Genomic DNA, 11742 nt, shown 5'->3' with positions numbered 1-11742 from the left:
CCGGCAGGGGAATACGCCCTCAGCGCCGAATGCGGGCGTAGGAGCCCGGCGCCGCAGGATCGGGCGCTCCCGGTTTCCTCTCCAGCGGGGCGCGCGCCGTGCTTTTATCGGTTCAGGCGGTCTCGTCGAGAATCTTGCGCGAGACGATCAGCCGCATGATCTCGTTCGTTCCCTCCAGGATCTGGTGCACGCGCAGGTCGCGCACGATCTTCTCCATCCCGTATTCGGCAAGATAGCCGTAGCCGCCATGGAGCTGAAGGGCGTCGTTGGCGACCTTGAAGCCGATGTCGGTGGCGAAGCGCTTGGCCATGGCGCAGAGCTTGGTCGCGTCCGCATCCTTGCGATCGAGCGCGGCGGCGGCCCGGCGCAGGAGGGTGCGGGCGGCTTCCAGCTCGGTCGCCATGTCGGCCAGCTTGAACTGGAGCGCCTGGAACTCGACGAGCCTGCGGCCGAAAGCCTGCCGCTCGCGCATATAGGCGACGGCCTTGTCGAGCGCCGCCTGCGCCCCGCCGAGCGAGCAGGCGCCGATATTGAGCCGCCCGCCGTCGAGCCCGGCCATCGCGATCTTGAAGCCCTGGCCCTCGGCCCCGAGCCGGTTGGCGGCCGGCACGCGCAGGTCCTCGCAGATCACGAGCCGGGTGGGCTGGGCGTTCCAGCCCATCTTCTTCTCGTTGGCGCCGAAGGAGAGGCCGGGCGTGTCCTTCTCGACGACGAAGGCCGAGATGCCGGCGGCCCCGGTCTCGGCCGTGCGGGCCATGATCACGTAGACGTCCGAGGAGCCCGCGCCCGAGATGAACTGCTTCGATCCGTTCAGGACGTAGGTGTCGCCTTCCGCCGCGGCCCGCATCTTGAGGGCGGCGGCATCCGAGCCGGCGGAGGGCTCGGTGAGGCAATAGCTGCCGAGCAGGTCCATCGCGCACAGGCCCGGCACCCATCGCTCCCGCTGCGCCTCGTCGCCGAAGCGCTCGATCATCCAGGTCGACATGTTGTGGATGGAGAGATAGGCCGAGATGGTCGGGCAGCCGGTCGCCAGCGCCTCGAAGATGAGGGCCGCGTCGAGCCGCGTCAGGCCGCTGCCGCCATGCTCCTCGCCGACATAGATGCCCCCGATGCCGAGCGCCGCCGCGCGGCGCAGCACGTCGATGGGGAAATGCTTCTCCTGGTCCCATTCGAGGGCCTTGGGCGCCAGCTCGTTCTGCGCGAAGTCGCGCGCCATCTCGTAGATGGCCTTCTGGTCCTCGCCGAGGGCGAAGGAGGGTGTCGGCTCCTGAGCCGTCTCTTGGGCCATGTCCATGGTCGTCTCCCGATTCGCGGCGCGCCGGCCCCGCCCGGACCGCGCCGCGTTCTCGCCGAGACGATAGCATGCGGCGGGCGATCGCAACCGCCCGCCGCATGATTTCCGATGAGGTCTCTCAGAGCTTGAGGAAATCGGCCATCAGCTCGAGCTGGTGGTCGAGCATCGGCTTGCCGAGATGGATGCGGCAGCCCTTCTCCCTGGCCGCGGCGAGGAGCGGGGTGATTTCGGGCACCATGATGACTTCCGCCACGACCATGGGCGGGGCGAGCCGCTCCGCGTCGAGCGGCAGTGAATCACTGGCCCTCATGCCGAGCGAGGTGCCGTTGATCACGATGTCGTGCCCCGAGGGATCGGCATCGCCGACCGAGACAGAGGCGCCGGGATAGGCGGCGAGAATGCGGGCGCAGAGGTCCTCGGCCTTGGCGCGGGTGCGGTTGGCCAGCGTCAGGTGCGCGGCGCCGGCCTCCGCGACGGCGAAGGCGATGGCGCTCGCCGCGCCGCCGGCACCGACGAGATAGACGCGCTTGCCCGCGACCCCGATCCCCGCGGCCGCGAGCCCGGCGAGGAAGCCCGCGCCGTCCAGCATGTCGCCGACGAGGCGCCCGTCATCCTCGCGGCGCAGGACGTTGACCGCTCCCATGGCGCGGGCGCGGTCGGAGATCACGTCGCAATGGCCGGCGACGGCCCCCTTGTGGGGCACGGTGACGACGGCGCCGTCGAAGCTCTTGAGCGCGCGCAGGCCCTCGATGAGGGTCGCGAGCTTCTCGGGGGCGACCTGGAACGGAACCATGACCGCGTCGCGCCCCCGCGCAATCGCGATGCGGTTGATGCCGGGCGGCGCTTTCACATGCGCGATCGGGTCGGCCAGGATGGCGAGGACCTTCGTGTTCCCGGTGATGTCGGTGAGGCTGCGTGTCGTCATGATCCCAGCTCGTCGTCGGTCGGCGGGCCGAATTCTCCGGCCCGGCCGCCGCGGGTTCGGTCGATCTGTCTCGGAGGGGCCGTGCCCCCTCCGCCGTCCTCCCCCGTTTCACGGGGAGGGTCAGGAGGCGGCATCGATTCCTCCCCCGTCAAGCGGGGGAGGGGGCCATGCGGAGCATGGGGGAGGGGGGCGCGGCGCGCGCCGTCCCTCGGATCACTCCTCCGGGATCGTCTCCGGCAGGTCCTGGTGGAAATACTTCTTGTAGATGGTGTTGAGCTTGCCGTTCTTGAGGTTGGCCTCGACCCAGGCGTCGGTCCAGGCTTTCAGCGCGGCGTCGTTCTTGCGCAGGCCGACCGCCATCGGATAGGCCGCCATGGTGAGCTTCACCTCGAAGTCCAGCTTCGGATTCTGCTCGGCGACCGAGTTGGCGGTCGAGAGGGCGGCGGCGAGGAGGCTCTGCTGGCCGGTCGCGACCGCCGTGTTGGTGGTGGCCTCGTCCTCGTAGCGCACGATGCTCGCATTGACGCCGCTTTCCTTGATGACGCGGGTCAGCTCGATATCGGCCGTCGTGCCGCGGGCGACCGCGATCGACTTGCCGGCGAGGTCGGCGGCGGTCTTGATGGCCATGCCCTTCGGCGCCGAGATGACGACCGGAATGACGCCGTAGGGCTTCGAATAGGCGATGACCTTCTTGCGGTCGGGGGTGATCGAGAACGAGGCGATCACCATGTCGGCCTTGCCGCTCAGCAGGAAGGGCACGCGGTTGGCGCCGGAGACGGGGACGATCTCGGCCGGAATGCCCATGTCCTCGGCGACGAGCCGCGCCGTCTCGACATCCGATCCGGTCTCCTTCGCCTGGGCGTCGAGCATGCCGTAGGGCGGATGGCTGACGTCGATGGCGATGATGACCTTGCCGCGCGACTTGATCGCCGGCGGGACATCCGCCGCCCCGGCCCAGGAACTGCCGAAGCACATCCCCAGGGCCAAAGCCGCGAGCGCGGCCTTCTTCTTGATGGTCAGCATGTCGTTTCCTCGCTTGGTGGTGGGTGAAGGGGGATGAAGGCGGCTCAGAGGCCGCTTCCGACGAATTGCTGCAATTCGGGGGTCTGCGGGTTGACGAGCATCTCGCCGGGACCCGACTCCCAGACCGTGCCCTGGTGCATGAACACGACCCGGTTGGCCACGGAGCGGGCAAAGGCCATCTCGTGGGTGACGAGCATCATGGTCATGCCGTTCGCCGCAAGCCGCTCGATGGTCTTCAGCACCTCGCCCGTCAGCTCCGGGTCGAGCGCCGAGGTGACCTCGTCGAAGAGCATCAGCTTCGGCCGCATCGCGAGCGAGCGGGCGATGGCGACGCGCTGCTGCTGGCCGCCGGACAGCTGCTCGGCATAGTTGTCGAGCTTGTCCGACAGGCCGACCTGGGCCAGCACGTCCGCGGCGATCTCCTTCGCCTCGGCCGTGCTGATCCCCAGCACCTTGCGCGGCGCCAGCGTGACGTTCTGCTCGACCGTCAGGTGGGGGAAGAGGTTGTAGCTCTGGAAGACGATGCCGACGTCGTGGCGCAGCTTGCGCAGGTCCACGTTGTCCTTCGAGAGATCGTAGCCGCAGACCGTGAGCTTGCCGGCATTGATCTTCTCGAGGCCGTTGACGCAGCGGAGCGCCGTGCTCTTGCCCGAGCCGCTCCGGCCGATCAGCGCGACCACCTGGCCGGAATGGACCTCGAGGTCGACGCCCTTGAGGACCTGGAGGGCGCCGAAATTCTTGCGCACCCCCTGGAAGTTGACCATCACCTCGGTCGCGTCGGATTCGACCGGTGCGCCCTTCCCGTTGGAGGACGGAGCGGGAGCGGGTGGCGCGGGAGATTGTGCGTTCATGGTCGTTCTCTCTCAGGCTCGATGGAGCTTCTGCTCGAAATGCCGAGCGATCATGGACATGGGGAAGCAGATGATGAAGTAGATCACCGCCGCGATCGTGAAGACCGTGAAAGGCTTGAAGGTCGAGTTGTTGATGACCTTGGCCGAATAGGTGAGGTCGAAGAAGTTGATCACGACCGCATAGGAGGTGTTCTTCACGATCTGCACCATGAAGCCGACGGTCGGCGGGATGGCGATGCGGAGCGCCTGGGGCAGGATGATGTAGGAGAAGCGCTGGAGAGGCGTGAAGGCGAGGCATTCGGCCGCCTCCCACTGGGTCTTCGGCACGGCCTGGATGCAGCCCTTCCAGATCTCGCCGAGATAGGCGGCCGAATAGAGCGTCATGGCGAGGCTCGCGGCGATCAGGGCCGGCACGTTGTAGCCGCCGATGCTGAGGCCGAAATAGACCACGAACATGATGACCGGGAGCGGCACGCCCTGGATGAACTGGATCGCGGCGCCGGTGAGCCCCTTGGCGAGGCGGCTGCCGGTGGCGCGTGCGACCGCGAGGGGCAGGCCGAGGATGGTCCCCCCGAGGAAGCCGAAGAAGGAGAGGACGAGGGTCCAGCCCGCGCCGCCGAAGATGTAGGTGAGTTGTTCGACTGTCAGTCCCAACATGGCCGGTTCCTCAGAGCGGGGTGCGCAGGCGGCGGCGGCGCGGGAAGGAGACCTCCGCGATGCCGAGCAGGACGAGGCGGAGCAGCGAGGCGAGCCCGAGATAGATCACCGCGATCACGAGGTAGACCTCGAACCCGCGGAAGGTGAAGGACTGGATCATGTAGGCGACGCCGGTCAGTTCCTCGGCCGAGATCTGCGACATGATCGAGGTGGCGAGCATCATCAGCACGAACTGGCTGACGAGGGCCGGGTAGACGCGCTCCACCGCCTGCGGGACCTCGATATAGAGGAGGGATTGCCGGGGCGTGAGCGCGAGGCAGGAGGCCGCCTCGAGCTGGCCGCGCGGGATGCTGCGGAAGCCGGCGCGCATGATCTCGGCCGTGTAGGCGCCCACATTGATGACGAGGGCGATGACCGCCGCCGCGAAGGGGCCGATGCGAATCTGGAGGACCGAGAGGCCGAAGAACAGCCAGAAGGCCTGGATGATCAGCGGCGTGTTGCGGATGCCCTCGACATAGGCCGTCGCGAGCCGTCTCTGCCACGGCGTGCCGCGCAGGCGGGCGACGGCGCAGACCGTGCCCAGGATGAAGCCCGGAATGATCGAGGCGACCGTCATGCCGAGCGTGAGCCAGACTCCCCAGGCGAGGTCGGGCGCGTAGTCCTTCAGGAAGGAGAAGTCGAATTCGTAGGACATGGCGGGCCGTCAGTCCCGCCCGGCCGCGGCGGCGGCTTCGGATTCTTCAAATTCCAAAATGTCGGAAATAGTGCGAAATCGCATGGCCCTGGGCTCCCTCCCGGCCCGGCGTTTTTCGCCGAGACCTGTTGACTTGAGGGCGCCTATCATGATTGATCAGTGCATGCAATAGTCATTCTAAGGAAACGCTTCATGGACCAGAACGAGACCTCCCCCCTCATCCAGCTCAATGCGGCGGACAATGTCGCCGTCGCCCGGCGCCGCATCCCGGCGGGGACCGCGATCGAGATCGGCGGCGCGACGATCACCGCCCGGGCCGACATTCCGAGCGGGCACAAGATGGCGCTGCGGCCGGTCGCCGAGGGAGAGGCGGTGCTGAAATACGGGCAGGTCATCGGCATCGCGACGGCCGCGATCGCGCCGGGCGACCACGTCCACCTGCAGAATCTCGGCATGCAGGACAGCACCGTGACGCATCACTTCGCCGAGGAGGCGGGCCCGACCCCGCTCCTGCCGGAGGGCGAGCGGCGGACCTTCGAGGGCTATGTCCGCCCCGACGGGCTCGTCGGCACGCGCAACTATATCGGCATCGTCACCTCGGTGAACTGCTCGGCCACCGTGGCGCGCGCCATCGCGGACGGCTTCAACCGCGGCAATGGCCTCGCCGGCTTCGACAATGTCGACGGCGTCGTCGCGCTGACGCACGGCACGGGCTGCGCCATCAACATGAAGTCGGAAGGCTACGCCTATCTCCAGCGCGTGCTGAGCGGCTATGCGCGCAATCCGAATTTCGGCGGCATCCTGATGATCGGGCTCGGCTGCGAGACCAACCAGATCGATCCGATCGTCAAGAAGTTCAACCTGGAGGAGGGGCCGTTCCTGCGGACCATGACCATCCAGAAGCTCGGCGGCACGCGCAAGACCATCGAGATCGCCTCCGACATGATTCGCGAGATGCTGCCCACGGTGAACGCGGTCCGGCGCACCACCGTCCCGCTCTCGGGCCTCAAGGTCGCCCTGCAATGCGGCGGCTCGGACGGCTATTCCGGCATCTCCGCCAATCCCGCCCTCGGCCATGCGGCGGACCTCGTCGTGCGCCATGGCGGCACCGCCGTCCTCAGCGAGACGCCGGAGATCTACGGCGCCGAGCACCTGCTCACGCGCCGGGCCGTGACGCCGCAGGTCGCCCAGCAGCTCATGGACCGCATCGAATGGTGGCGCCGCTATACCGAGCGCAACGGCGCGGAGCTGAACAACAACCCCTCCCACGGCAACAAGCTCGGCGGCCTGACGACCATCCTCGAGAAGTCGCTCGGCGCGGTCGCCAAGGGCGGCTCCATGCCGATGGAGGCGGTCTACGAATATGCCGAGATCATCGACAAGCCCGGCTTCGTCTTCATGGACACGCCCGGCTACGATCCGGTCGCGGTGACCGGCCAGGTCGCGGGCGGCTGCAACGTCGTGGTGTTCACGACGGGCCGCGGCTCCGTCTCCGGCTTCAAGCCGGCCCCGTGCATCAAGGTTGCCACGAACAACGAGATGTACGAGCACATGAGCGACGACATGGACGTCAATTGCGGCGGCATCGTCACGGGCGAGGATACCATCGAGGCCGCCGGCCGGCGCATCTTCGAGAAGATCATCGCCACCGCCTCGGGCGAGCACACGCTCAGCGAGGACTTTGGCTTCGGGGACAACGAATTCGTGCCATGGCAGATCGGGGCCGTCACCTGAATTCGATGGAAAGCGGCGCGCCGGCTCCCGGCGCGCCTGCCTATGCGACCATCGCCAACCAGATCCGCCGCGGGATCGAGGCAAAATCGCTGCCGCGCGGCCTCGTCCTGCTGGAGGGACCGCTCGCGGCCCTGTTCGGCTCCAGCCGCTCGCCCGTCAAGCAGGCGCTCTCGCGCCTCGAGGAGGAGGGGCTGCTCAGCCGTTTCGACGGGCGCGGCCTCCTGGTGGGCAAGGGAAATCCCCTGCGGGTGAAGATCACGCCACAGATGCTCCAGCTCTCGGCGGAGGCCGGGATCAATCCGCGCAGCTTCGCCTGGCAGCCGCTCTATTACGAGTTCGAGCGCGAGATCATCCTGCGCTCGGTCTTCGGCTGGGCGCGCCTCAACGAGCTGGCCTTGGCGCGCCACCTCAATGTCGGCCGCACGGTCGCGCACGACCTGCTGGTCCAGGCGCGCGAGGCCGGCATCGTGACCAAGGACGAGCGCTCGCGCTGGTGGATCGTCCCCCTGGACGAGGCCCGCTTCCGGGACCTCTACGAATTGCGCATCCTGCTCGAGCCCGCGGCCCTGCGCCATGCGATCGGCCGCATCCCGGGGGCATGGCTCGACGAGGTCGAGGAGCGCCTCCGGCAGGTGACGGAGACCTTCCCCGATGTCACCGGGCCCGATCTCGACCGGCTCGAATCCGACCTCCACGTCGATTGCCTCGGCTACGGCGAGAATGTCGAGCTTCTGGAGGCGCTGAGGCGGACGCGCTGCATCCTCGTGGCCGGCAAGCACATCCAGATGGCCCTCCAGCGGAAGACCAAGGTCGATCCCTTCATGGAGGAGCACCTGGAGATCGTCTCGGCGCTCCGCCGCCACGATGCGCGAGCGGCCTGCAAGGCGCTCGTGAGGCATCTCGAAATGTCGGCCGAAAAGGCCGAGCAGCGCCTCGCGTCCTTCCGTCGGACCCAGGCCATGCACGAGCTTCCCTACGCGCAGGCATAAAGCATGGGCTATGGCGAGCTGGCGGGGTCATGAACGCGCTGCGGGCGGCGGGTGGCCTGGAGGGGGCGCTGATCGGCTTCGATGCGGGCGCGGGCAGGTGAGCGCCTCCGGGCTCCGGCGCGCGTTGCGCCTCGGGGAGGGCGGGTCGGAGGCGTTGCGCTGGGGGAGCGCGCTGGCCGTCGCGCTCGCGGCCCATGCTGCGGTCGGCCTCGCCTGGCTGACCCGCACCCCGGACGGGGAGGCGCCCGAGCAGCTGCCCGCTGTGATCTTCGATCTCGCGCTTTCGGCCATGCCGGGCGGGGCGGGGGAGGCGCTCGTCGAGCCGGCGCCCGAGGGGCCGCCCCCGGAGGGGCCGGCCGACATGCCCGCCGTGGAGGCCGGTGCCGCGCCGCCCTCGGTCGCGGCTTCGGCTCCATTGCGGGAGTCTCCAAGCCCGGTCGTGCGTCCCGTGGTCTCCCCGAAGCCGTCCGCCCGGCACGAGCCCTCGCCCGCCGAAGAGGCGCGCAAGCAGGCGGAAGCGAGACGGAAGGCCGAGGCGGCCCGCGAACGCGCGGAGGAGATCCGCCGCCGCGCCGCCGCCTTGCGGCAGGAGCAGGCGGCTGGAGCCTCCCGGCCGGGCCCCGCGGATCCGGCCTTCGCCTCGGTCGGGGCGGCTGCGGCTTCGGCGGCCTGGCGGGCCCGGATCGTCGGCATCCTGCGCAGCCGCTTCGCGGGCGGGGCGGCCGGCATGGCGAGCGTCACCTTTTCCGTGGCGCCGGGCGGGCGGATCGCCGGCGCGCGCCTCACCGTTTCCTCGGGCGATCCGCGCCTCGACGCTGCGGCGCTCGCGGCGTTTCGCGGCCCGGTGCCGCCGCCGCCCGCGGGCTATGCCGGCCCCCTGACCTTCCATATCCGCCTCGGGGTGCGCTGAAGCACCGGGGCGGGCTGGACCTTCGGGCCAAAGCAGGCCATGGCCTCGCGCCCATGCAATCCGCCATCTCCATCCGGGGCCTGTCGAAGACCTACAAGAGCGGCTTCCGGGCCCTCGAGACCGTCGATCTCGACATCCGCCAGGGCGAGATCTTCGCCCTCCTGGGGCCGAACGGCGCCGGCAAGACGACGCTGATCGGCATCTGCTGCGGCACGGTGAGCGCCTCGACCGGGCAGGTCCTCGTCGAGGGCCACGACGTCGTGCGCGACTACCGCGCGGCGCGCCGGCGAATCGGCCTCGTGCCGCAGGAGCTGCACACGGATGCCTTCGAGAGCGTCTGGGCCACGGTGAGCTTCAGCCGCGGCCTCTTCGGCCTGCCGCCGAACCCTGCCCATATTGAGGCCGTGCTGCGCGAGCTGTCGCTGTGGGAGAAGAAGGATTCGCGCATCATGACGCTGTCGGGCGGGATGAAAAGGCGCGTCCTGATCGCCAAGGCGCTCGCGCACGAGCCCCGCGTTCTCTTTCTCGACGAGCCGACGGCGGGGGTCGATGTCGAGCTGCGGCGCGACATGTGGAGCCTCGTGCGCCGGCTGCGCGAGCAGGGCGTCACCATCGTGCTCACGACGCATTACATCGAGGAAGCCGAGGAGATGGCCGACCGGATCGGCGTCATCAACCGCGGCGCGCTGTTCCTGGTCGAGGAGAAGGCGGAGCTGATGCGCCGGCTCGGCAAGAAGCGGCTCGCGATCACGCTCGACGCGCCTCTCGCGGCCCTGCCGCCGGGGCTGCCGGAAGGAGAGGTCGAGCTGTCCCCGGACGGCCGGCTCCTGACCTGGAGCTTCGACGGGCGGGCCGGCGGCAGCGGCATCGGGGCGCTGATCGAGGCCCTGCGGGGGGCGGGCCTGCGCATCGCCGATCTCGACACCCGCCAATCGACGCTCGAGGACATCTTCGTCGAGCTGGTCAACCTGCGCGCGGGCGAGGGCCCGGCCGCGCCGGAGCGCGCCCGGGGCGCGCCGGAGCGCGCGGCATGAACTGGAACGCCCTTCGCGCCATCTATCTGTTCGAGATGAACCGGACGAAGCGCACGCTGCTCCAGAGCATCGTCTCGCCCGTGATCTCGACCACGCTCTATTTCGTCGTCTTCGGCGCCGCGATCGGCGGGCGCATCACGCAGGTCGACGGCGTCAGCTACGGCTCCTTCATCGTGCCGGGGCTGATCATGCTCTCGCTCCTGATGCAGAGCGTCTCGAACGCCTCCTTCGCCATCTATTTCCCGCGCTTCACGGGCACGATCTTCGAGCATCTCTCCGCGCCCGTCTCGCCCTTCGAGCTGACCGCGGCCTATGTCGCGGCGGCGGCTTCGAAATCGATCATCCTCGGGCTGATCATCCTCCTCACCTCGGCGCTCTTCGTGCCGCTGCGGATCGTCCATCCGGTCTGGATGGTGTCCTTCCTCGTGCTGACCTCCGTCACCTTCAGCCTGTTCGGCTACGTGATCGGCATCTGGGCGGACAGCTTCGAGAAGCTCCAGCTCATCCCGCTCCTCCTGATCACGCCGCTGACCTTCCTCGGGGGCAGCTTCTACTCCATCGACATGCTGCCGCCCTTCTGGCGGGCGGCGAGCTTCCTCAACCCGGTCTTCTACCTCGTCTCCGGCTTCCGCTGGAGCTTCCTCGGCACGGCCGAGATCGGGGTCGGCGTCAGCCTCGGCATGACCTTCGTCTTCCTCCTGATCTGCGCAGGCATCGTGACCTGGATGTTCAGGACGGGCTACCGGCTGAAGCCGTAGGGGCGCGGCCTCCGCCGTCACGTCCCCGGAGGGGCCGGGCTTTTCGCGAGGGCGGCGAGCGCGTCGGAGGCGAATTCGCGATGCCACATCACGAAGAGGACCGCCGCCGTCGAGGCGATCAGCACATAGCCGCTCACGAACCAGCCGAGATAGGCCAGCGCGAAGAAGAACGCCCGCTGGCCGCAGTTGAAATGGCGCGCCGCGACCACGCTCATGGAGGCGGCCCGGTTTGCGGCCTCCTGCGGGTTGCGGCCCCTGTTGCTTCCCGGCCGCGGCACCGAGCCGATCAGCACGGCCGTGTAGTTGAACAGGCGGTACGCCCAGGAGAACTTGAAGAACGCATAGATGAAAATGATGACGAGGCCGGAGCCCTTGATGTCCCAGGCGATGCGGCTCGTGGCCAGCCCGAAGGGCATCTCGGCGAGGAAGGTCAGCACGTCGTCGGTCGCGCGCAGCAGCGCCAGCGAGCCGCCCACGGACAGCAGGGAGGTCGAGGCGAAGAAGGCCGTGCCGTTCTGGAGGCTGCTCTGGAGGCCCGCATCCATGATGCGGTTGTCGACGAGCGCCATCTCCTGCATCCAATGATGGCGCTCTGCATTGATCGTTTCGTTGAGGTTGTGACGCCGGCTGGCGGCGCGGCCCATCACGAGTTCGTAGCCGAACCAGCACAGCAGGAAGAAGGCGAGGGCCAGCGAATCGAGAAGGGTGAAGCCGCCCACCAGGGCCTCCATCGGTCTGCGATCCGGTTTAATGCCGATTTCCCGATGTGTCTCGCCCACTGACGGGACCTCGCGGCCGAGCGAGGCGCCCCTCTTGTCATTCCCGGCGGCCCGAAGGGCCGGGAAGGGAATCCAGGGGGCTCGCGGGCGGCTC

General features: G+C 68.6%; 12 protein-coding genes. 5 read left to right on the top strand and 7 right to left on the bottom strand.

Features of this window, described 5'->3' with window-relative positions:
* Positions 1 to 112 precede the first annotated feature (112 nt).
* The 6 genes from PKD06_RS16255 to PKD06_RS16230 form a co-directional block, all read right to left on the bottom strand.
* Positions 113 to 1294, bottom strand: a complete 1182-nt coding sequence (locus tag PKD06_RS16255) for an acyl-CoA dehydrogenase family protein (protein WP_324381905.1) — start codon at positions 1292 to 1294, stop codon at positions 113 to 115.
* A 118-nt stretch (positions 1295 to 1412) separates the two neighbouring features.
* Positions 1413 to 2219 (bottom strand): shikimate dehydrogenase, encoded by an 807-nt coding sequence (locus tag PKD06_RS16250; protein ID WP_324381903.1) that lies wholly within the window; start codon positions 2217 to 2219, stop codon positions 1413 to 1415.
* Positions 2220 to 2432: 213 nt separating this feature from the next.
* Positions 2433 to 3242 carry a transporter substrate-binding domain-containing protein gene (locus PKD06_RS16245; RefSeq protein WP_324381901.1) on the bottom strand — a complete coding sequence of 270 codons (810 nt, stop codon included), beginning with the start codon at positions 3240 to 3242 and terminating at the stop codon, positions 2433 to 2435.
* A gap of 44 nt (positions 3243 to 3286) precedes the next feature.
* Positions 3287 to 4006: an amino acid ABC transporter ATP-binding protein gene (locus tag PKD06_RS16240; protein WP_324381907.1), complete on the bottom strand. Its 720-nt coding sequence runs from the start codon at positions 4004 to 4006 to the stop codon at positions 3287 to 3289.
* Positions 4007 to 4105: 99 nt separating this feature from the next.
* The gene (locus tag PKD06_RS16235) at positions 4106 to 4750 is read right to left on the bottom strand and encodes an amino acid ABC transporter permease (RefSeq protein WP_324381899.1); all 645 of its coding nucleotides are present in this window, start codon (positions 4748 to 4750) and stop codon (positions 4106 to 4108) included.
* A gap of 10 nt (positions 4751 to 4760) precedes the next feature.
* Positions 4761 to 5444 (bottom strand): amino acid ABC transporter permease, encoded by a 684-nt coding sequence (locus PKD06_RS16230; protein ID WP_324381897.1) that lies wholly within the window; start codon positions 5442 to 5444, stop codon positions 4761 to 4763.
* A 192-nt stretch (positions 5445 to 5636) separates the two neighbouring features.
* Here PKD06_RS16230 and PKD06_RS16225 point away from each other — a divergent pair, with 192 nt between their 5' ends.
* The 5 genes from PKD06_RS16225 to PKD06_RS16205 all read left to right on the top strand — a co-directional run bounded on the left by PKD06_RS16225 (position 5637) and on the right by PKD06_RS16205 (position 10869).
* Positions 5637 to 7178, top strand: coding sequence for an altronate dehydratase family protein (locus tag PKD06_RS16225; protein ID WP_324381895.1), 1542 nt, complete (start codon positions 5637 to 5639; stop codon positions 7176 to 7178).
* A complete protein-coding gene (locus PKD06_RS16220) occupies positions 7154 to 8167 on the top strand; it encodes a GntR family transcriptional regulator (RefSeq protein ID WP_324381893.1) in 1014 nt (337 codons plus the stop codon). Before PKD06_RS16225 ends, PKD06_RS16220 begins: the two co-directional genes overlap by 25 nt.
* A 97-nt stretch (positions 8168 to 8264) precedes the next feature.
* Positions 8265 to 9077, top strand: a complete 813-nt coding sequence (locus tag PKD06_RS16215) for an energy transducer TonB (protein WP_324381891.1) — start codon at positions 8265 to 8267, stop codon at positions 9075 to 9077.
* A gap of 53 nt (positions 9078 to 9130) precedes the next feature.
* Positions 9131 to 10111 carry an ABC transporter ATP-binding protein gene (locus PKD06_RS16210; RefSeq protein WP_324381889.1) on the top strand — a complete coding sequence of 327 codons (981 nt, stop codon included), beginning with the start codon at positions 9131 to 9133 and terminating at the stop codon, positions 10109 to 10111.
* Complete coding sequence (locus tag PKD06_RS16205; RefSeq protein ID WP_324381887.1) at positions 10108 to 10869, top strand: ABC transporter permease; 762 nt, start codon at positions 10108 to 10110, stop codon at positions 10867 to 10869. The genes PKD06_RS16210 and PKD06_RS16205 overlap by 4 nt, the downstream gene beginning before the upstream one ends.
* A 17-nt stretch (positions 10870 to 10886) precedes the next feature.
* On the opposite strand, the gene PKD06_RS16200 is transcribed toward PKD06_RS16205, so the two are convergent.
* Positions 10887 to 11600 (bottom strand): DUF599 family protein, encoded by a 714-nt coding sequence (locus PKD06_RS16200; protein WP_324381885.1) that lies wholly within the window; start codon positions 11598 to 11600, stop codon positions 10887 to 10889.
* Positions 11601 to 11742: the final 142 nt, after the last annotated feature.

Origin of the sequence: Enterovirga sp., assembly GCF_035325185.1 — a bacterium.
Taxonomy (GTDB): domain Bacteria; phylum Pseudomonadota; class Alphaproteobacteria; order Rhizobiales; family Beijerinckiaceae; genus Enterovirga.
Note: the sequence above shows the minus strand (reverse complement) of the source record. Positions and strands in the feature narration are given on the sequence as shown.